We start from the raw sequence: 22,604 nt of genomic DNA, 5'->3' as shown, positions 1-22,604 counted from the left end.
TGAGGGGAAACCCTCATGTACGGTTCTGAGGGGGGAAGAGGGCAGTAATGCCCTTGACCTACCCGATCGACCGTCCGACCTGCAACAGCGTGACGGACGGGGAGTTAGAGCAGGCAACGAGATAGCCAAGCATTTCGCCGGGAACAACGTGGACGTAATAATCTACGCGGTGGAAAAATCACTGGACAGTTACAAGTTCAACCTCCTGCACTGCAAGCAGACTTTCATCAGCCAGCTTAAAAGCGGTGCTATGGAAGCGCGTACCATCGACGAGGGGGCAATGGACGAGAAATCGGGCATGAACTTCTCGGAATATATGGCGTTGCTATCCGGCAACACCGACCTGCTGGACAAGGCGAAACTGGAAAAACGTATCGCCTCGCTCGAAGGGGAACGCAAGTCGTTCAACAAGGGCAAGCGTGATTCGGAGTTCAAGCTGGAATCGAAGACCCGCGAGCTGGGCAACAACACAGCTTTCATAGATGCCATGACGGAGGACTGGAACCGCTTCCTCTCTGTGGTGCAGACCGACAAGGAGGGCAATCACCTTAATATAATAAAGGTGGACGGAGTGGATTCCGCCGATGAGAAAGTCATCGGAAAGCGTTTGCAGGAGATAGCCAAGAATGCCACGACCGGAGGGTTGTACACGCAGGTTGGAGAGTTTTACGGTTTCCCGATAAAGGTGGTCAGCGAAAGGATACTCAAAGAGGGATTGGAGTTTACCGACAACCGCTTCGTGGTCGAGGGGAACTACAAGTACACCTACAACAACGGGCATCTGGCGCTGGCTGACCCGTTGGCCGCCGCCCGCAACTTCCTCAACGCGATTGAGAGAATCCCCTCCATCATCGACCAGTATAAAGCGAAGAATGAGGTCTTGGAACGTGAGATACCGCAGTTGCAGGAGATAGCAGGCAAGGTGTGGAAGAAGGAGGAAGAACTGAAACAGTTGAAGTCCGAACTTGCCGCCCTTGACCGCAAGATACAGCTGGAACTTGCGCCGCCTACACCCGAAATCACCGAAAAGGAGCATGAAGGGCAACAGGTCAAACCGGAAGCGAAAGGTGTGCGAAACGGTATCAGGCAATATCCCGAAGATACATCACCGCAAATACGCAATCCATCGGAAAGTATTATCGCCAATCACACCATAACTGGGCATCCGGGGCTGTATGCCAAGGAGGAAACCCGGTCCAAAGGATTGAAAATATAACCTTAGGAATTTTATCTGAAGTATTAATAAGGGCTATCCCAAAAGGTCTAAAAGTAAATTTTATCCTTTCTGCAAGTATCTGTAGGATGGCAACTGCATTTTTTTTCTTTTTGGGCAGCCCTTATTAAAATTTATTCTTATTTTAGGTTATATACATTCATGTCCATTTATGTAAAAAATCCTGCTGACCTTGTTTATGTCTTGTCAGTCACCATTTGCAAAACCATATTTGACCCTCAAAGAGGCTGAATTTGATAAGCAACTTGCTACATACTCATAATAAGGAGCTAAATAGAACACGAATGGGAAATACTCAAATGCCAAACTAAAGAAGATATTGGCCAAAATAAACGCTATACCGAGAGAGAAACTTGATTTTTCAACTTCCTAAAACGGTGTTGTTCAAACATTTCTACTTATTTGTACTTGCCAGTTGAACCTACGCTTCCCTAATAAAATGTCTATGGTAAAAAAAGTTAAAAAATCCTCCCACTTTTGTTAGATATATTTTTTTTGTGTAATTTTGCAATCGTTATGCGGCAGTAATAATATACATATTAATACGAGTTAGTAATCCTGTAGTTCTCACATGCTACGAGGAGGTATTAAAAGGTGCGTTTCGACAATGCATCTATTGTAGTATATTATTGCTTAATCCAAATGAATATTATAAATTTAGGAATTCTTGCTCACATTGATGCAGGAAAAACTTCCGTAACCGAGAATCTGCTGTTTGCCAGTGGAGCAACGGAAAAGTGCGGCCGTGTGGATAATGGTGACACCATAACAGACTCTATGGATATAGAGAAACGTAGAGGAATTACTGTTCGGGCTTCTACGACATCTATTATCTGGAATGGAGTGAAATGCAATATCATTGACACTCCGGGACACATGGATTTTATTGCGGAAGTGGAGCGGACATTCAAAATGCTTGATGGAGCAGTCCTCATCTTATCCGCAAAGGAAGGCATACAAGCGCAAACAAAGTTGCTGTTCAATACTTTACAAAAACTGCAAATCCCGACAATTATATTTATCAATAAAATTGACCGTGACGGTGTGAATTTAGAGCGTTTGTATCTGGATATAAAAACAAATCTGTCTCAAGATGTCCTGTTTATGCAAACTGTTGTCGATGGATTGGTTTATCCGATTTGCTCCCAAACATATATAAAGGAAGAATACAAAGAATTTGTATGCAACCATGACGACAATATATTAGAACGATATTTGGCGGATAGCGAAATTTCACCGGCTGATTATTGGAATACGATAATCGATCTTGTGGCAAAAGCCAAAGTCTATCCGGTGCTACATGGATCAGCAATGTTCAATATCGGTATCAATGAGTTGTTGGACGCCATCACTTCTTTTATACTTCCTCCGGCATCGGTCTCAAACAGACTTTCATCTTATCTTTATAAGATAGAGCATGACCCCAAAGGACATAAAAGAAGTTTTCTAAAAATAATTGACGGAAGTCTGAGACTTCGAGACGTTGTAAGAATCAACGATTCGGAAAAATTCATCAAGATTAAAAATCTAAAAACTATCAATCAGGGCAGAGAGATAAATGTTGATGAAGTGGGCGCCAATGATATCGCGATTGTAGAGGATATGGATGATTTTCGAATCGGAAATTATTTAGGTGCTGAACCTTGTTTGATTCAAGGATTATCGCATCAGCATCCCGCTCTCAAATCCTCCGTCCGGCCAGACAGGCCCGAAGAGAGAAGCAAGGTGATATCCGCTCTGAATACATTGTGGATTGAAGACCCGTCTTTGTCCTTTTCCATAAACTCATATAGTGATGAATTGGAAATCTCGTTATATGGTTTGACCCAAAAGGAAATCATACAGACATTGCTGGAAGAACGATTTTCCGTAAAGGTCCATTTTGATGAGATCAAGACTATCTACAAAGAACGACCTATAAAAAAGGTCAATAAGATTATTCAGATCGAAGTACCACCCAACCCTTACTGGGCCACAATAGGGCTGACTCTTGAACCCTTACCGTTAGGGGCAGGGTTGCAAATCGAAAGTGACATCTCCTATGGTTATCTGAACCATTCTTTTCAAAATGCCGTTTTTGAAGGGATTCGTATGTCTTGCCAATCTGGTTTACATGGATGGGAAGTGACAGATCTGAAAGTAACTTTTACTCAAGCCGAGTATTATAGCCCGGTAAGTACACCTGCTGATTTCAGACAGCTGACCCCTTATGTCTTCAGGCTGGCTTTGCAACAGTCAGGTGTGGACATTCTCGAACCGATGCTCTGTTTTGAGTTGCAGATACCCCAAGTAGCGAGTTCCAAAGCTATTACAGATTTGCAAAAACTGATGTCTGAGATTGAAGACATCAGTTGTAATAATGAGTGGTGTCATATTAAAGGGAAAGTTCCATTAAATACAAGTAAAGACTATGCCTCAGAAGTAAGTTCGTACACTAAGGGCTTAGGCATTTTTATGGTTAAGCCATGTGGGTATCAAATAACAAAAGACGGTTATTCTGATAATATCCGCATGAACGAAAAAGATAAACTTTTATTCATGTTCCAAAAATCAATTTATGAATTAATACAAAACAAGAAGAAAATATGAACAAGCAATTCATTATCACGAATTTCGCCGCATTTGCTCTCATGCTGTTCCTGCCGACCGGATGCAGGCAGGCGGACGGCAAGCAGGATGCGGTGCAGAGTTATCGGGTCATAAAGGTCGCGGCAAGTCCGGTGGAAATCTCCGAGTCCTATTCCGCCGCCATACGCGGACGGCAGGATGTGGACATCCTGCCGCAAATATCCGGGCGCATTATCCGTCTGAAAGTGAAAGAGGGTGAACGGGTGAAGACCGGTCAAGTATTGGCTGTAATTGACCAAGTGCCCTATCGGGCGGCATTACGCACGGCGCAGGCCAATGTCAGCGCGGCACAGGCAAAAGTGGAAACGGCAAGAATCGAGCTGCGGGGCAAGCAGGCATTGTTTGACGAGAAGGTCATATCCGACTACGAGCTTTCTCTCGCCCGGAACCAACTGGCAGTGGCGTGTGCTGAACTCGAACAGGCAAAGGCACAAGAATCGGATGCACGCAACAATCTCTCCTATACGGAAATCAAAAGCCCGAGCAACGGAGTAGTAGGCACATTGCCCTATCGCATCGGTGCGCTTGTCGGTCCCAATATGGCACAGCCTTTCACGGTCGTGTCCGACAATGCGGAGATGTATGCCTATTTCTCCATTTCGGAGAATATGCTACGGCGATATTCGGCTCGCTATGGCTCGATTGACAGCATGATAGCCGGGACGCCGGAAGTGGGCCTGCAACTCAACGACGGCAGCCTGTACAAGGCGAAAGGACGTATTGAAACCGTAAGCGGCGTGGTGGATCCTGTTACCGGAACGGTACAAATCAAAGCCCTGTTCCCCAATCCCGACCGCGAACTGTTGAGTGGCAGCATCGGCAATGTCATCCTTCAAAACCCGAAAACGGAGGCCGTAACCATTCCCATGACCGCCACCGTGGAACTGCAGGACAAGATTATCGCTTACCGTCTGAAAAACGGACAGGCGGAAGCCGCCTATCTCACGGTGGACCGCCTGAACGACGGCAACCGGTTTATCGTAAAAGAAGGTCTTTCGGTCGGTGACACCATTGTCGCCGAAGGCGTGGGACTGGTGAGAGAAGGCATGAGCATAACCCCTAAAAACGAAACGAAATGAACCTGCGATTTTTTATAGACCGCCCGGTGTTTTCGGGCGTTATCTCGGTGGTGATTGTACTGTTGGGCATGATTTCCATGTTTTCCTTGCCGGTGGAACAATACCCCGACATCGCACCTCCGACCATCAACGTATTCGCAACTTATCCGGGAGCAAACGCTGAAACCGTGCAGAAGGCAGTGATAACCCCTCTGGAAGAAGCCATCAACGGAGTGGAAGACATGACCTATATGACTTCCACGGCATCGAATACGGGAGATGCTTCCATCAACATCTATTTCAAACAGGGAACCAACGCGGACATGGCGGCGGTAAACGTGCAGAACCGCGTGAACGGCGCACTGAGCCAACTTCCGGCGGAAGCCACCAAGACCGGTGTCACCACTGAAAAGCAGCAGAATGCCGAACTGATGACTTTCGCGCTCTATTCGCCCGATGACCGCTTCGACCAGACCTTCCTGAGCAATTACGTGAAAATCAATGTCGAGCCGAGGCTGAAACGTATCAGCGGCGTGGGAAAGGCACAGTTGTTCGGTTCCAACTACAGCATGCGACTTTGGCTGCGTCCCGACAAGATGGCGCAATACGGGCTTATCCCCGATGACATCTCTGCCGTACTTGCACGACAGAACATCGAGGCCGCCACCGGCTCCTTCGGTGCCAATCATCCTACCGCCAATGAATACACGATGAAATACCGCGGACGCTTGTCCGGAGCGGAAGAGTTCGGTGAGCTGGTCGTCAAGTCACTGCCGGGCGGCAATGTGCTTCGGTTGAAAGAGGTTGCCGATGTGGAACTGGGCGATGAATACTACAACTATTCCTCCGAGGTGAACGGGCATCCGGCAGCTATGATGCTCATCAACCAGAAAGCCGGGTCCAATGCATCAAGCACCATCAAGGAGATTCACGAAGTGCTTGACGACCTTAGCCGGGACTTGCCCGAAGGGACGGAATTCGTGGTGCTTACCGATACCAACAAGTTCCTGTATGCCTCCATCCACTCTGTCCTCCGCACCTTATTGGAAGCGATACTTCTGGTCATCGTGGTGGTGTATGTGTTCTTGCAGGACATCAAGTCAACGCTTATCCCTACCATATCCATCTTCGTTTCCATCATCGGCACATTTGCCGTGATGTCCATGATTGGATTCTCCATCAACCTGCTCACCCTGTTCGCGCTTGTGCTTGCCATCGGAACCGTGGTCGATGATGCCATTGTGGTGGTGGAAGCGGTGCAGGCGAAGTTCGATGAGGGCTATCAATCAGCAGTTCTCGCGGCTGATGATGCCATGAAAGGCGTTTCGTCGGCTATCCTGACCTCTACCATAATCTTTATGGCAGTGTTTTTCCCCGTAGCCATGATGGGCGGGACTTCGGGAGCGTTCTACACGCAGTTCGGTATCACGATGGCTGTTGCCGTGGGAATCTCGGCAGTCAATGCCTTCACACTCTCACCGGCACTTTGCGCGCTGCTGCTGAAACCCTATATCGATGAGCAGGGCAACACTAAGAACAATTTTGCAGCCCGTTTCCGTAAAGCGTTCAATGCCGTCTTCGACAGTCTGAGCCGACGCTATGTACGTGGAGTGATGTTCATTATCCATCGCCGATGGCTGTTGTGGAGCATCATAGGCATTTCTTTCGGGTTGCTGGTGCTGCTGGTCAATGTCACAAAGACGGGACTTATTCCCGAAGAGGACACCGGGACGGTCATGGTGAGCATGAACACGAAGCCCGGCACATCCATGGCTCAGACAAGTAAGGTGATGGAGCGTATCAACAGCCGTCTCGACAGCATCGGCGAGATTGAATACAGCGGTGCGGTAGCCGGTTTCTCTTTCAGCGGTTCCGGTCCCTCGCAGGCGATGTATTTCGTGACACTCAAAGACTGGGAGGATCGTAAGGGAGAGGGGCAGTCGGTGAATGATGTCATCGGAAAGATTTATGCCGCCACTTCAGATATTCCCGATGCCACGGTGTTCGCCATGTCGCCTCCGATGATTGCCGGGTACGGCATGGGAAACGGTTTCGAGCTTTATTTGCAGGACAAGGCGGGCGGAAACATCGCCGCTTTCAAGGAAGAGGCGGACAAGTTTGTCGAAGCCTTGTCGCAACGACCCGAAATCGGCGAAGTCTATTCCTCCTTTGCCACGGACTATCCGCAATACTGGGTGGATATCGATGCCGCCAAATGTGAGCAGTCGGGTGTGTCGCCCGCAGATGTGCTTTCCACATTGTCGGGCTATTATACCGGACAATATGTTTCCGACTTTAACCGGTTCTCCAAGCTCTACCATGTGACCATGCAGGCTCCGGCGGAATATCGTGTGAATGCGGAATCCCTGCACCACATGTATGTGCGCGCCTCCGATGGCGGCATGTCGCCTTTGAGCCGGTTCGTGCGCCTGACCAAGACCAACGGCCCGTCAGACCTCACCCGTTTCAACCTGTTCAACGCCATCTCGATTAGCGGGTCGCCGGCGCAGGGTTACAGTTCAGGGCAGGTGCTCGAAGCCATCGGCGAGACGGCACGTGAAGTGCTTCCGTCAAATTACACATACGAGTTTGGCGGCATTTCGCGTGAGGAAAGCAAGACGACCAACAATGCCACGCTTATATTCCTGCTCTGCATGGTTCTGGTCTATCTGATTCTGTGCGCCTTGTATGAGAGCGTGTTCATACCCTTCGCGGTTCTGTTGTCGGTGCCTTGCGGACTAATGGGCAGTTTCCTGTTTGCGTGGCTCTTCGGTCTGGAGAACAACATCTACATGCAGACCGGATTAATCATGATTATCGGCCTGCTTGCCAAGACCGCCATCCTGCTTACCGAATACGCCGGCAAGCGGCGGTCGGAAGGCATGACGCTGGCACAGGCAGCATACAGTGCGGCAAAAGTCCGCCTGCGCCCTATATTGATGACTGTGCTGTCCATGGTGTTCGGTCTTGTCCCGCTGATGATGGCGCACGGAGTGGGTGCCAACGGCAGCCGTTCGCTTGCCACAGGTGTAATCGGTGGAATGATTGTCGGTACTTTGGCTCTGTTGTTCCTTGTGCCGTCATTGTTTATTGTATTCCAATATATTCAAGAACGTGTTAAGCATAATTAAATGAAGAAGACAGTAATATATATCATATTGTCAGGATGGATGTTTGCCGGTTGTGGCACATACAGCCGGTATCATCGTCCTGACCTCTCAACGGAGAATCTGTATCGGGACGTACCGGCGGACATTGATACAACGACCATCGCGTCCCTGTCGTGGCGGGAAATGTTTACCGACCCGAAACTCCAGTCCTTGATTGAAACCGGACTTGAACGGAACACAGACCTCAATGTGGCACGGTTACGCGTGGAAGCGACAGAAGCCGTCCTGATGACTGCCAGACTATCATATCTTCCATCACTGGGACTGACTGCCGAAGGTAATGCCAATAAACATGACGGAGCAACGGCAAAGACATATAATGTGGGAGCGTCGGCAAGCTGGGAACTGGACATCTTCGGCAAACTTACGGCGGCAAAGCGTGGTGCAGCCGCCGCGTTACAAGGAAGCCGTGCCTACCGGCAGGCCGTACAGACACAGCTTGTCGCCACTATTGCAGACAGTTACTACACCCTTGCCATGCTTGACGCACAAATGGCAATAAGTAACCGGACTTTGGAGAACTGGCGGACTACCGTACGTACTCTTGAAGCGTTGAAAAAAGTGGGGAAATCAAACGAAGCCGGCGTATTGCAGGCAAAGGCGAACGTGATGCGACTCGAAGCATCCCTGTTATCCATACGCAAGAGTATTTCCGAAACAGAAAATGCCCTGTCTGCGATACTTGCCATGCCGTCACACTCGATTGGACGAAGTAATCTGGCCGAGGCTGCTTTCCCCGATACTGTCTCGATTGGAGTCCCTTTGCAACTGCTTTCCAACCGTCCCGACGTGCGTCAGGCTGAAATGGAACTGGCGCAGGCGTTCTACGCCACCAATGCGGCTCGTGCCGCCTTCTATCCCAATATTACCCTCTCGGGGACTCTTGGATGGACTAATAACGGCGGTGGCGTAATCGTAAATCCCGGACAATGGTTGCTCAATGCCATCGGTTCCCTGACACAGCCCTTATTCAACCGGGGCACAAACATCGCCAACTTGAAGATAGCCAAAAGCCGTCAGGAAGAAGCCAAACTGTTGTTCCGGCAATCATTGCTGAACGCTGGAAAAGAAGTGAACGATGCTCTGACTGCATGGCAGACGGCAAAATCGCAAATTGAAATCAATGCTCGACAGGTTGAAACATTATGCGATGCTGTGCGAAAGACAGAATCGCTTATGCGTCATTCCAATGCCACCTATCTGGAAGTGTTGACCGCCCAACAGTCTCTTCTCGAAGCGGAAGTGCAACAGCTACAAACTCGTTTTGAACGCATACAAAGTGTAATCAAACTTTATCATGTGTTGGGAGGAGGAATGTAACTGCAATAAATAGAAAAATTTGAAATTATTATTAGTGTTATTCATCTCGGATATTTTTCGTGATTCTGCCGCATGTAGATATTGTACGAAAGCAATATTTGGATTGTAAAATATCAAGCCAATGAAAATACTTTTGCAGCATAAAATATTTATAGGATACTTTCTTTTAATGGCGATCATTGGCAGCATGGTCGCTATTGTTCTGCACGAGCGTAGTCGTGTACAGAAAATAGAGAATGAATCAATCGCTATTTTTCAAACCCAGCACAATATCAATACCACACACCGCTATGTGACCACGTTAGTAACTTATGGTGAATCCGTCATGGTATGGAATGATGAGGATTCTGGGTGAAGTATAAGAATATCAGAGAAGGGGAACAATTGCATTTCGATTTGCATTTTCTTAACCGCATAAAGAAACAGTTCCCGGGGATAAAAGCTATTTCGCCTGAAATAACAGGACCTTATTCGCAAGTGATGAATAAAGCTAAAAGCGGACTTTTTAAGATTATAGGAATCAATGAAAACTATATGGGAATTAAGATACTTAAAATCAACGAAGATGGACGATATTTTAATAAAGGAGATGACGAGAATACCCGTAATGTTACCATTATCGGCGAAAATGTCAGTACGACCTTATTTAATAATCAAAAAGCGTTGGGTAAGTCGATCAACATTGCCGGTATTGATTTTAAGGTGATAGGCGTACTAAAGAATGATGATATTTTCAGCGCTTCGGAAATCAATTCGGTATATGTGCCCTTCTCAAGTTACATAAACTGTATTGACAATAAGACTCCATTGCGCGCTTTCTGTTTATATCTGAACAAAGAAGTTGATTCCAAGCGATTTGAGAATGAGCTGAGAGCCTTCATCGCTAATAAATACCAATTTGCTTATTCTGATAAGCAAGCCTTACAGATAATCAATTTTGAGACACAAACATCTGCTTTTGAGGGACTCTTTGATGGATTGAAAATGTTTATCTGGATCGTAGGAATTTGTTTTCTGATAAGTGGTATTGTTGGAGTAAGCAACATCATGTTTGTCGTGATCAAAGAAAGGAGTAGCGAAATAGGCATCCGTAAGGCTGTAGGAGCAACTCCTAAATCCATTCTTGTGTTAATGCTGACGGAATCTGTCATCATAACTGTAATCTCCGGTATCATCGGATTGATATCAGGTGCAGCTATTCTTGAGATTATAAATTGGTTGCTCGAAAGCGCCCGTCACGCGACAATGATAAAGCATGCAGAAATAGATATAAATGTAGCTGTTCTCGCTTTGGTTATCTTGATTTTGTCCGGTGTCATTGCCGGAGCATTTCCGGCTATGAAAGCATCTGTTATACAACCCATTGACGCCATTAGAAACGAAAATATAGGATAATGAAGACATTTAAGATTATATTAATTTGCATCTTTTCCGCCACACTGGCATTTGTTGCTTTTCGTTCTTCGCTAAGAGGTACAAAGGCAATTTACGAAACTACACAACCACAATATCGCGAGATCAAAGAGGAAATAAACATATCCGGCAATGTTTTTCCGATGAAGGAGATCGAAATAAAATCGCAGATATCGGGAGTCCTGGACAAGATTAATGTTTCGATAGGAGATAAAGTGCGCATAGGAGATTAAATATAAATTCAAGCAATCATAGCCCGTAATTCACTGAATTTGGCTATCTTTGCATAACATTTGAGAAAAACGGCGATTGGCAGGAGCTTTTCGCCGCCAACATATAGGATAAGACCGCAAGGCGTTTCAAGCGAAAATCTGGTAAATTGGAACTACGGAGACGATTGCGTGATGCTTATGCTATGCTTACGCATAGCGTGCATTCACGTACTCTCCGTAAAGGCTTTACCAGAGCCATCGCTTGAAGGTAGTGTGAATTGCACGCTACTTTTTTACCCTTGCCTAACGAAAGGAAACGATTATGGGTAAAGTTCAGATTCTCGCCGTACTGACGATGGACGGATGTCTTTCTTCAGAGTTATATGATAAAGCACATCAGGATTTGTGCCTTGACCGTTGCGGTCTTGATGAAATCAGGAAGAAAGCCTTTTACCGTGTGACACCGGACTATTCCATTTCAATGCTGCACGAATGGAGAAAAGACTGCACAAACATCCGTTACCTCGCGGAAGCCACACCGGACACGGCAGACTATATAAACGGACTGCTGCGGATGCACGCTGTGGATGAAATCATACTATACACCGTTCCTTTCATATCCGGAAGCGGACGACATTTTTTTAAGTCGGCTCTGCCAGAGCAACACTGGACGCTTTCCTCTTTGAAAAGCTATCCCAACGGTGTATGTCGCATTATCTATATCCTTGATAAAAAAGCAAGATAGCCAAAATGTGCGGCAAGCATACATTTCTATTTTCAGGAATAGAATAAATGTTCCGATTACAAACAATTTAAGTCGGAGATAATTTGTCCTTGTGAAAAAATACTGAATTTTATACCTCTGAAATCCAGCACTTTGTAAAATTGAGTGTTGGATTTTTTATTTTCTGCCGCGTTTTTTGCCAATTATATTCATGTGCGCACGCAGAAAACAAAGTGTAATTTTCAAAATTGACAGAACCATGAATTATTTCTTGCTGGCGGAAACCGACTTTTTCCGCCTGATAAACGAAGCCGGCGACTGCAATATGGAAACGGCATACACGGCTTTCGCCACCCAAGTGATCGAACTGTGCAACGGCGGCATGGACATGAACCTTACCGTCATCGCGCTTGCCTACATCGAAATCGAGTTGCAGCACCATCCCGTACGTAATCTGTCAGAAGAAAAAAGAGAGATTGCCGCCTACGTCAGCAAGGCTCTGTCTTTCGTAAGAAAGATGCAGAAATTCCTTGCCACGCCCCAAGTGCCACCACTAATATCCGCCAACAACGCAACAGAAACCACCGCCAGCCTTCTTCAATGGACGGGCAATGCCATCGACCTCGTGGAACTTATCTACGGCATAGACGTGATGGGCTGCATCAACAACGGCAATATGCCGCTCAAACAGCTCGCCCCACTTCTCTATAAGATATTCGGGGTTGATTCTAAAGACTGCTACCGCTTCTACACTGATATCAAACGCCGGAAGAACGAAAGCCGCACCTATTTCATTGACAGGATGCAGGAAAAACTGAACGAGAGAATGTTGCGTGATGAGGAGTTGGAGCGGATGAGAAAATAAAAAAATATCCATTACATATGAGAAGACAGGAATACTCGTATCCTGTCTTTTTATTTTCATTTAATTATATATTAATTAGCACAATATATGTGAGTTTTTCATTCCTATAAGGACAAATTTCAGAAACGTATGTCTGGTAAATTATTGAGTCATCATAGTATGAACATATATCATTACTAAAAACAATGAAACAACTTCCATAAGATTGTGGTTGTAAAAATCGCCATTTAATAGCCCGTTTTTTTTGTAAAATTCGCCAATTAAAAAAATATGATTATCTTTGCATTATATTTTATAAGGTATGGAAACAGTAAATAGAATACTTCAAGAGAAGATTACAGCACGAATCGCGCCCAATAAAGCAGTACTGATTTTTGGTGCTCGCCGTGTTGGTAAAACGGTAATGATGCGTAAAATTGTGGACAACTATTCAGGTAGGACGATGATGCTCAACGGCGAAGACTACGACACATTAGCACTATTGGAGAATCGCTCAATAGCCAATTATCGGCATTTATTGGATGGTATTGATTTGCTGGCTATTGATGAGGCACAGAACATACCACAAATCGGTAGTATTCTGAAGTTGATAGTTGATGAAATACCGGGAATAAGTGTCTTGGCAAGTGGTTCTTCGTCATTCGATTTGCTGAATAAGACTGGTGAACCGTTGGTCGGCCGCAGTACGCAATTTCTCCTTACACCATTCTCGCAACGGGAAATCGCACAGACGGAAACGGCACTTGAAACCCGCCAGAACCTCGAAGCGCGCTTGATTTACGGTTCCTATCCCGAAGTAGTAATGATGGAGAACTATGAACGTAAAACAGACTACCTACGTGATATTGTCGGTGCATACCTGCTTAAAGATATCTTAGCAATTGACGGCTTAAAAAATTCGAGCAAGATGCGCGATCTACTGCGATTGATAGCTTTTCAGTTGGGCAGCGAAGTTTCTTACGAAGAGTTAGGTAAACAACTCGGCATGAGCAAGACGACCGTTGAAAAATACCTCGACCTATTGGAAAAGGTCTTCGTTATCTATCGTCTGGGGGCTTATTCGCGTAACCTACGCAAGGAGGTTACAAAAGCTGGCAAGTGGTACTTCTACGACAACGGCATTCGCAATGCCATTATCGGGGCTTTCTCACCGCTGGCCATTCGGCAGGATGTCGGTGCGCTGTGGGAGAACTACATCATCGGAGAGCGGCGCAAAGCGAACTTCAATGAGGGACTGCACAGGGAGTTCTATTTCTGGCGCACCTACGACAAACAGGAAATCGACCTGATTGAGGAGAGTGCCGACAGTCTTACCGCCTTGGAGTTCAAGTGGGGAAATAAAATGCCGGCCGCACCGAAAGCCTTCCAAGAAGCCTATCCCTATGCCGAGTTTCATGTGGTAAATCGGGAGAATTATTTGGAGTTCGTATAATCAATAAATTACGTATATGGAAACAAAACTACAATCCAAACAGCAATATCCGCGGTTTATCCAAAATAAACCGTGTGGTATTGACAAATTCGATGGAGGTTCGCAAGAAAGGTTGGCAAAAACTATTGCTCGCCATTTTTGTCAGAATGATTCATTGGATGAGGAATGTACTTTACCTCGAATTATCGGCATCGAAGGTATTTGGGGATCTGGAAAATCCAACGTGGTTAAAATGTTGGAACGTGAATTATCAGACGACTATTACTTTTTTGAGTATGACGCATGGGGACATCAAGAGGACTTGCAACGCCGCTCTATATTGGAATTGCTTACAAGCAAACTTATTGATGATGGTATCCTATCTGGAAATGCAACAATAAAAGTCAAAGGTGGAGGTACGAAAACCGTATCATGGTCTGAAAAGCTGAAATATTTATTAGCCCGTAAAACGGAGACCGTAACCGAAAAATATCCCCTTATCAGTAATGGTATGGTTGCGGCATTTTTGGTTGCAGTTTTAACTCCGATATTTACATTTATTGCGTATGCAGTAAAACCTACACCCACAACATGGTGGTTTTCTTTATTGTCTATTATCATAGCTGCACTGCCAGTTCTTATTGCATTGTGCGTTTGGAAATGGGCATATAGCAAAGATCATAAATATGGATGGAGTTATATGTTAGCTATTTATCAAGATAAAGTCGAAAAGGACGTTTGCTATGAGACTTTGAGCGAAGACGAACCAACGGTTTACGAGTTCAAAACATGGATGCAAGACATTTCTGATTTTATCAAGGAAAAAGGACAACGTAAATTAGTCCTTGTTTTTGACAACATGGATCGTCTCCCCGCTGAAAAAGTAAAAGAATTATGGTCTTCTATCCATACGTTCTTCGCCGATAGCGGTTTTGAAAATGTTTGGGCTGTTATTCCTTTCGATGAAACACATTTAGCTTGTGCATTCGGAGATGAGACCGACGAACAAACGAAACAACTGACCAAGTATTTTATCAATAAAACTTTCCCTATTGTTTATCGTGTTGCTCCTCCTGTTATTACCGACTATCGAAGTATATTCAACAAACTGTTTGTTGAAGCATTTGGAGAAACAGAAAATGAAGCGAAAGAAACTATAAATCGGATATTCAGATTGGTAAATCCTAATGCCAATGTTAGGGAAATTATATCATATATCAATGAGATGGTCGCTCTTAAACAAGAGTGGTGTAACGAAATTTTGATGATAAACATAGCATTGTTCTGTTTGAAGAAGACGGATATTCTGGCAAATCCAGTAGAACAAATATTGTCCGGCGACTATCTGAATGGCATTCAAACAATAATTAACAATGATCTGCAAACACAACGCGAAATTGCAGCTTTGGTATATGGTGTCGATGTTGAAGATGCTCGACAAATTCCATTGAAAAAATATATTGAAGGCTGCATCAACGGAGAAGAAGACCACGACATAAATCAATATGCAGAGACTAATAAACAATTTGACACTGTATTAGAAGAAGTTATACAATGTATGGACAATGCGCTTATCGATAAGATTATACATTGTTTGCATAAATTAACTCGAAAGAGCGATGTTATTCTGCGTGTATGGCAAAGAATAGCACAATTGAAATTAAAAGAATCCATAGAGAAGCAGGTGTTCCCTGTCGAATACCAAGAACTGCTGTTGCATTTAGACACGGAAAGCCAAAACCATGTGATTGCTCAATTATATAAGAAGATAGTTCGGTTCAATGACTTCAATGGCGGCGACTATTTCAAAACGTTAGATGCAATAGACAGGTTTATTGCGCAAAATAAGTTGGCGTGCGATTTTACGTCATTGATTGAAGCAAAAACAGTCAAGCCAAATACATTTATCGATTATATTCAAGCTGCAAATGCAACAGATGCTGCCTATCGGGATAACGCGACAACTAAAGCATATAAATATTATCAAGTAGCAACAAATTCGGAGGCGCTCGATAATTATTTGGCAAACTTACTACCCGATAATTTCGACCATGCAGATATTGTAAAAACGTTAAAAGATAATTCTACCTATACGTTTCCAACGCTTTTGCAAGCGATCACGAATTGCATTGATGAACAGAATGTAAATAAAGATAATATAGGGGCTATATTTACAACCTATCGTTTATTGGCATCTGACGAAGAAAGACCTTTACCTGTAACGTTAGATTCAACCTACATAAATCAGTTGCATTCTGAATTAGAAACTGATGGCCGAAACATTAAAGAGTCTGGATATTACGATTTAGTCGCCATGCAATTGGCACATGGTCATTCCGTTTCCTTAATAGAGGGTGGAGATATAAAATATGTTGCAGAACTCATGGACTATTATGTGGATCATGGAGACTTATTAGTAAATAGTGTGGGATGGAATATACCGCTATTAAATGAAACACTACAATACATGGTAAATCATAAACTTGGCTATAAATTATTGCTCTCAGACATATTGCCCCAATTTGAAGATATTAAGAACAGAATAGGTGTAACGGATGAGGTATTTATCGAGCATTTAGCAGAGTGGAATACCGATTTGGATAAGTATATCACTAAGAACAATATTAAAGATGTAATTCCTGACGCATCTTTTTACGATTTGACCACTAAAATAAGCAATGTCCTGACCGATCATATCAATAAAATAGCGTTCGAAGCGTTGTCTGAAATAAGTGTTGATACATTATACGCCCAAAGAACAGCACATACATCATATTATTGGTTTGTCGCAATAAAACATTTACTGGCTAAAATCAAATCCTTGCCAGATAACTTGACTGAATTTGGCAAAAAGATTCTGATGGATATTGCTTCTGGAACTCAAAGTTTGAATCCTTTCCCTAATTGTTTCAAGAATATAGTTGAAAGATTGGATAAACGAAAAATTAAATCGACAGTTACCGATATAAGAAATGATTTCTGCATCGGTAAAAAGACTATCAATGCAATAAAGTTTCAATTTTTCGAAACATGGCTTAGATCGCATGGTAATTTGAAAAGTCAAGCTGGAGACGTTATTGATAAAATAGTGAAACCTGTAATTTCCGATGGGGCATGCCGTTCATTGATTCTGCAAAACAAAGATTTTTATATGGATTTAATAAATACAGCAGGGGATGATGCTTATGAATTGAAAAAGAGTCTCCGAAACCTCATACAAAAAGATTCAGATCCGCAATTGGTTAAATTTGTCAATTCGATAGATTCAGTACCTGAGGTTGAAACCGCGTAAGTATTTGTCTAACAAGTCCGAATTTTACGATTTTACCCGTCAGAACTGAAGTGCCCCCCAAAAAAATTGTATCCAACTTTTGGGGGTCACTTCAAACTTCGATAGGGATAATTTTCAATTTTGGGGACTTGTTAGACAGTCTCATTATCTGGTAGCAGTTTACACAGCACCGGATCGTTTTTGATACGCTCCAGTTCCTCCTGCACAATCTGCTTCACCTCTTCCTTGATGCGCCGGTAGTTCGCCTGCACCGTTTCCTTCATGCGGTCGTTGCCGTCCTCGTCCGTGAAGTTTGTAATGACGGGAATTTTCTTGTAGGCACTTTCTTCCCGTTTCACCTTTTCGGCATCCACCACAATCTCGCAATGAAAAATCTTCTGCTCGATACGCTCGTTGAAGTTGTCGGATACAGAACCGACAAACATTCCCTGCGTAAGCCCGGAAATCTTACTCGGTGGAATGAGCGCGTCCATCTGCGTGTTGATGGAGGTGGAAACATCCTGCCGGTTGATGGAGATGGACTGCCGTTTCTGCAACACCTTACCGAACCGCTCGGAGAGCGTCTTGGCTGTTTCCCCCACCACCTGACCGGAGAAAATATTGCCGACAGTGTTCATCACCACTTTCGCCTCTTTGTCCCCGTAGTCACGCACTAACTGGCTGAAATCCTGAAAGCCCAGACACACGGCAACCTTGTTGCTTCGGGCGGTAGCTATAAGATTGTCCAACCCTTTGAAGTATATTGTGGGCAACTCGTCGATGATGACCGATGACTTCAGCATCCCCTTCTTGTTGATGAGCTTCACGATACGGGAATTATACAGACCGAGTGCCGCACCGTAGATATTCTGACGGTCGGGATTGTTACCCACGCAGAGGATTTTCGGCTCTTCGGGATTGTTGATGTCCAGCGTAAACTCGCTGTCTGACATCACCCAGTAGAGCTGCGGTGAAATCATCCTCGAAAGCGGGATTTTTGCCGACGCTATCTGACCCATGAGCTGCTCCGCAGCCCCTCCAAGCCACGCATCCATGAACGGCGAAAGGTAGTTCTCCAGCTCCGGATAAGAGGTCAGTATCGGAAATATATCCTCGTAACGGCGGTTCAGAAACTCGATAGCATGGGGAAACGTGCAAAACTTCCCGTTCTGATAGATTTTGAGATACCAGATAATACTGGCAAACAGAATGATAGGTGACTCCACGAAGAAGTCGCCCTGCTTTTGCACCCACGTTTTATTGAGGTTGAGCATTATTGTGTAGGCACTCTCATAGGCATCCGTAATATCTTCCATAAAATCCGGGTGAATGGGATTGCACCGATGAGAGCGTCGCGGGTCGTCGAAGTTGATCACATAGAACTTCGGCTTTACCTTGTAGCCGTCCGGGTGGTTCAGCAAATGGTTGTAGGCAATAGTAGATAGGTCGGGATACTTGAAATCGTAGATGTATTGACTAAAGCCCTTTTCAATCTGTTGCTTGATAAAATTGTTTACCACGGCATAGGACTTGCCGCTGCCCGGCGTACCCAACACGATGGACGCACGGAAGGGATTAACTACATTGATCCAACCGTTGTTCCAGCGTTTCCTGTAATAGAAACGTGTCGGCAGATTGACCGAATACTCGCTTTCGATAAGCCTCGTTTCCTGCATGAAACTCTCGTTCTCGTTGTTGAAAACATCCTCCATCAAATTGTGTTTCAACAGGCGGCTCATCCACAGACCACCCATCAACAGGCAGACATAGCCCGTTCCAATGGTAAGGACATACAGTCCCGTCACCGCTTCAAGCGGCAGCGGCAGGGGCAGCAACCACCAGTTCAGGAAAAACAGCACGAACCCGACGGCAAATGCTGTCCAGATTCTCCCCCAAGTGATTTTCTCACCCTTGACACCCTTCGTACCCAGACAGGACAAGGCAAGCAAAAGGACGGAAAACAGCTTCGTGTAGAGAATGGAATGGAACAGCCCCGCCGTGCGGTCGAAGTTCAGAAGGATTTTGTCCACCACGCCGATGTTCACGCCCCACAGCCGGATGGCTTCGTAGCAGAACCAGTACACGTTCATGACCACTAAAATGATACTCACGGCACGCAGAAAATCCATGATTTTCGCCAATGCCCTCAAATCGTCTTCTTGTTGTGACATACATTGATTTTTTAATTGTTGATACTCTGATTACATACCCAAGCCCTTGCGTTTTTTCTTCTTTTTGCGCTTCATCGCCCGGATGAAAGCCTCTTCCTCGGCATCTACCGCCGGACCTTCGGGAGTGAGCAAGCCCATACCGCCCGATATATCTTCACTGTCGTAGGCGGTCTGCCCGTGTGCCTTGTCCGCAGCATCCACAGGGATGGATAGCGGTATCGGCGGTTGTCCGGCGTATGGCAGGGTGAAGTGTTCCTGCAAGGCATTCGCCGAAAGCTCCTTACCCATGCGCGAACCGTTCAGCACGCATCCCGTGCGGTGGTCGATGAAGGTAGCCCCATAGATGCGCCCTTCCTCTGTGTAGCGCAGTACGGTGTCGATGCCCTTCTCTTTGAGTTGGGATACAAATTTGTCCTTGTCATAAGTGCCTTGCAGCACGGAAAGGACGGTGCGTTTCGTCATGTCTGCCAGTTTCCTATCCTTGATTTCCGATTTGGAACGGACAAACTTCTTCTGTACGGCTTCATAGCCTGCGGACTTCCCGAAAAGCGAGGATTTGAACGGGTTGCCCACCTTGTTACCCTTGTCGTCCGTGACGGAATAGACCAGCCCGTGATACTCCCGTCCGCGCACGTTGCCCCTCGCTTCCTCCACCGTCATATTATATAAGGAAAGGAGCGCACGGTATTCGCCCATCGTCTGGAAACGGTACTGCCCATTCAGAGCCTTCACGGTGTTGCCTACCTGCTTCTTCACATCACCTGCCGATGCGGCCACCTTGCGCAACGGATTATCCAATCTCTGATTTTTACGTTCTGCCGGATGCAATCCGTACTTCTGTTCCAGTTCCCTGCGGATACGGTCGCTGCGGCGGTAGAGAAAATCCCGGTTGAGCCTTTTCCCGTTCTCGTCCACGTTGACCGTCACGATGTGCAGGTGGTGGCGGTCGATGTCCTCGTGCTTGAATACAAGATAAGGCTGGTTTCCGAAACCGAGTTTTTCCAGATACTCGCGGGCGATATTCTGCAACTCAATATCGGTCAGCACATCCTCCGGGTGCGGGTTGAGAGAGATATGCACCACCGGCTTCTCGATCTTCATCTGCGGTGGCAGGAAGGTGAGAAAACCCTCCATCGCCTTGCCTATGTCCACCGTTCCCGAACCGTCATTGTAGATGCGGTTGGTGGTGAGAAGCCGCCCCTGCGCCTCGTTAATCTTCTCCCCGTTGTAGGCAATCGCGCCGTACAACGAACTTCCTACACTGATTTTTGCGACCATTTTGCCTCCATTTCCCTTGAAAGTTCCACAATCCGGCGGCTCAGTTTCACGAGTTCGACGGTGTGTTGCTCTAATTTGTAGAGCAACGCCATCGCCTTTTTCTCTGAAAAATGCAGCCTCAGTTCCTTCACGACTTGGTTGTAATTCGTACCCACGGCACGGAATTGTGCATGAAAATCCGACAGTTTGGTGTAATAGTCCACCAACGTCTTGTCCACCTTCAGCACCTTGAACGGTTGCCCGAAGAAGTGCGCTTTGAGGAAAACAGACCGTGCATAGACACCCGATTTTCCGAACATGGCGAGGAAACGGTTGTGTTCCTCCTCGTTGAAACGGACGGTGTACCGGTACACCGCCGGATCAAGTTTGGGATTTCTCCCTGATTTGCTTTTCCTTTTCTCTTTCATATTACTTTGGATTTAGCGGATTGACGGCATAAGCCGCCGCTTCGGATTACAGCACCGCAGTTCTGAAAGGCTTCCCGACTTCGGAGGGAAAGCCCGCCCCCTGCAAGGGCAAGTGCTTTTCGTGGCTGCTCAAAATANCAAGGGCAAGTGCTTTTCGTGGCTGCTCAAAATATTTTGAGCGGCTGAAAAGACATCTTGCTATGTTCAGGTGAACATAAAAATCCGTCGGGGACGGATTGGGGATGATTCCTTTCAAACTCCGGGCTGCGCTACCTGCGGCGTACCCTGCCGTTCGGGTGCAAAGTTACGCCCTTAAGGCGATGTCCGACAGAGGCTTGACCCGGACAATCAGTGCCAACCGGCGCAACGTGCTGCCACTTGCCGGAGAAGTGATACAAGTTCCAAAATATCCTTGTTTATTTGCAGTGTGATTCGGATGTGGGACTGAAAATACACTCCTTCCGCCGGATGTTCGGACAGCAATCCGGGCATCAATCCAAACGGTTGAAAACAGGTGTATGTATTCAGATAGTTTTCCAAGCACACGTCCGTGCGGACGGATAAAAGCATGGACGGTTGGACAAACCGATGAATACCCGCAGGCACAGCCGGATTAAGGAGTGAATAAATAAATGAATGGGAGTGCGTGCGTACGTACTAATGACAATACGCTACCGCCACCGGACAGATGTATAACCAAATAAATTATCAAAAAAATGAAAGAAGCAACTTATGTGGCAATCTCCACGCAGAAAGGTGGAGCGGGTAAGACAACCCTGACAGTGCTTGTAGCAAGCTATCTGCACTATGTGAAAGGCTACAACGTAGCCGTGGTGGACTGCGATTTCCCGCAGTACAGTATCCATGACATGCGCAAGCGTGACATGAAAGCCGTCATGGAGGACGGGCATTACAAGGTGCTGGCGTATGAGCAGCTCAAACGACTGAAGAAGAACCCGTACACCATCAGATGCAGCCGTGCGGAAGATGCGGTAAAGACCGCCGAAAATCTGGTGGCAGCGCAGCCCGACCTCGATTTCGTGTTCTTCGACCTGCCGGGAACAATCAACAATGCCGATGTGGTGCAGACCATTTCCCAAATGGACTATATCTTCACGCCCATCATCGCCGACCGTGTGGTGATGGAGAGTTCCATCAAGTTCGCCACTGTCATCAACGAACAGATGATAAGCACGGGCAAGTCCGGCATCAAAGGGATTTACCTCGTGTGGAACATGGTGGACGGACGCGAAAAGACTGAACTTTACAAGGCATACGACAAGGTCTGTGCCGAGTTCGCCCTGCCCATTCTGGAAACACATCTACCGGACAGTAAGCGCTTCCGCAAGGAGACGGCGGCAGAACGCAAGGCGGTATTCCGCTCCACGGCGTTTCCGGCGGACAAAATACTGGTACGCGGCAGCAACCTCGACAAACTCGTC

Annotated in this window: 16 protein-coding genes and 1 pseudogene; 13 read left to right on the top strand and 4 right to left on the bottom strand. The window is 46.0% G+C overall.

Features of this window, described 5'->3' with window-relative positions; genetic code table 11:
* The 12 genes and pseudogenes from JZY04_RS20185 to JZY04_RS20130 form a co-directional block, all read left to right on the top strand.
* Window positions 1-1,216, top strand: a 1,216-nt coding sequence (locus JZY04_RS20185; protein WP_255584463.1) for a helicase, incomplete at its 5' end; no start/stop codon positions are given.
* A 660-nt stretch (window positions 1,217-1,876) separates the two neighbouring features.
* Entirely contained in the window at window positions 1,877-3,823 is a 1,947-nt protein-coding gene (gene tet(Q) / locus JZY04_RS20180; protein ID WP_008148693.1) for a tetracycline resistance ribosomal protection protein Tet(Q), read from the top strand.
* Complete coding sequence (locus JZY04_RS20175; protein WP_005809248.1) at window positions 3,820-4,941, top strand: efflux RND transporter periplasmic adaptor subunit; 1,122 nt, start codon at window positions 3,820-3,822, stop codon at window positions 4,939-4,941. The genes tet(Q) and JZY04_RS20175 overlap by 4 nt, the downstream gene beginning before the upstream one ends.
* Window positions 4,938-8,051, top strand: a complete 3,114-nt coding sequence (locus JZY04_RS20170) for an efflux RND transporter permease subunit (protein WP_005809243.1) — start codon at window positions 4,938-4,940, stop codon at window positions 8,049-8,051. The genes JZY04_RS20175 and JZY04_RS20170 overlap by 4 nt, the downstream gene beginning before the upstream one ends.
* Complete coding sequence (locus JZY04_RS20165) at window positions 8,052-9,410, top strand: efflux transporter outer membrane subunit (RefSeq protein WP_005809240.1); 1,359 nt, start codon at window positions 8,052-8,054, stop codon at window positions 9,408-9,410. It begins immediately after the preceding gene.
* Between the two features lie 121 nt (window positions 9,411-9,531).
* Window positions 9,532-9,759: pseudogene (locus JZY04_RS20160) on the top strand (hypothetical protein); the annotation flags it as partial.
* A 2-nt stretch (window positions 9,760-9,761) separates the two neighbouring features.
* Window positions 9,762-10,805, top strand: coding sequence for an ABC transporter permease (locus JZY04_RS20155; protein WP_005809236.1), 1,044 nt, complete (start codon window positions 9,762-9,764; stop codon window positions 10,803-10,805).
* Window positions 10,805-11,056, top strand: a complete 252-nt coding sequence (locus tag JZY04_RS20150; protein ID WP_005809234.1) for an efflux RND transporter periplasmic adaptor subunit — start codon at window positions 10,805-10,807, stop codon at window positions 11,054-11,056. The genes JZY04_RS20155 and JZY04_RS20150 overlap by 1 nt, the downstream gene beginning before the upstream one ends.
* A gap of 301 nt (window positions 11,057-11,357) precedes the next feature.
* Window positions 11,358-11,780: a dihydrofolate reductase family protein gene (locus tag JZY04_RS20145; protein WP_004291474.1), complete on the top strand. Its 423-nt coding sequence runs from the start codon at window positions 11,358-11,360 to the stop codon at window positions 11,778-11,780.
* Window positions 11,781-12,018: 238 nt separating this feature from the next.
* Window positions 12,019-12,624, top strand: a complete 606-nt coding sequence (locus JZY04_RS20140; RefSeq protein ID WP_004304269.1) for an RteC domain-containing protein — start codon at window positions 12,019-12,021, stop codon at window positions 12,622-12,624.
* Between the two features lie 301 nt (window positions 12,625-12,925).
* On the top strand, window positions 12,926-14,056 hold the full coding sequence (locus tag JZY04_RS20135; protein WP_004291480.1) for an ATP-binding protein: 1,131 nt from the start codon (window positions 12,926-12,928) through the stop codon (window positions 14,054-14,056).
* A 16-nt stretch (window positions 14,057-14,072) separates the two neighbouring features.
* The gene (locus tag JZY04_RS20130; protein ID WP_004291481.1) at window positions 14,073-17,327 is read left to right on the top strand and encodes a P-loop NTPase fold protein; all 3,255 of its coding nucleotides are present in this window, start codon (window positions 14,073-14,075) and stop codon (window positions 17,325-17,327) included.
* A gap of 131 nt (window positions 17,328-17,458) precedes the next feature.
* On the opposite strand, the gene mobC is transcribed toward JZY04_RS20130, so the two are convergent.
* The 4 genes from mobC to JZY04_RS21570 form a co-directional block, all read right to left on the bottom strand.
* Entirely contained in the window at window positions 17,459-19,477 is a 2,019-nt protein-coding gene (mobC, locus tag JZY04_RS20125; protein ID WP_004291482.1) for a conjugal transfer protein MobC, read from the bottom strand.
* Between the two features lie 30 nt (window positions 19,478-19,507).
* Entirely contained in the window at window positions 19,508-20,755 is a 1,248-nt protein-coding gene (gene mobB, locus JZY04_RS20120) for a conjugal transfer protein MobB (RefSeq protein WP_004291483.1), read from the bottom strand.
* Window positions 20,734-21,162, bottom strand: a complete 429-nt coding sequence (mobA, locus tag JZY04_RS20115; protein ID WP_004291488.1) for a conjugal transfer protein MobA — start codon at window positions 21,160-21,162, stop codon at window positions 20,734-20,736. Before mobA ends, mobB begins: the two co-directional genes overlap by 22 nt.
* Before the next feature lie 304 nt (window positions 21,163-21,466).
* The gene (locus tag JZY04_RS21570) at window positions 21,467-21,646 is read right to left on the bottom strand and encodes a hypothetical protein (RefSeq protein ID WP_074668551.1); all 180 of its coding nucleotides are present in this window, start codon (window positions 21,644-21,646) and stop codon (window positions 21,467-21,469) included.
* A 232-nt stretch (window positions 21,647-21,878) separates the two neighbouring features.
* Between JZY04_RS21570 and JZY04_RS20110 the strand changes: the two genes are divergently transcribed.
* Window positions 21,879-22,604: ParA family protein (locus JZY04_RS20110; RefSeq protein WP_220577449.1), on the top strand; the 726-nt coding region annotated here is incomplete at its 3' end.

Source organism: Bacteroides sp. 11BF, from assembly GCF_019633765.1.
GTDB classification, from domain to species: domain Bacteria; phylum Bacteroidota; class Bacteroidia; order Bacteroidales; family Bacteroidaceae; genus Bacteroides; species Bacteroides hominis.
The sequence above is the reverse complement of the archived record's forward strand: the minus strand, read 5'-3'. Positions and strand labels throughout refer to the sequence as shown.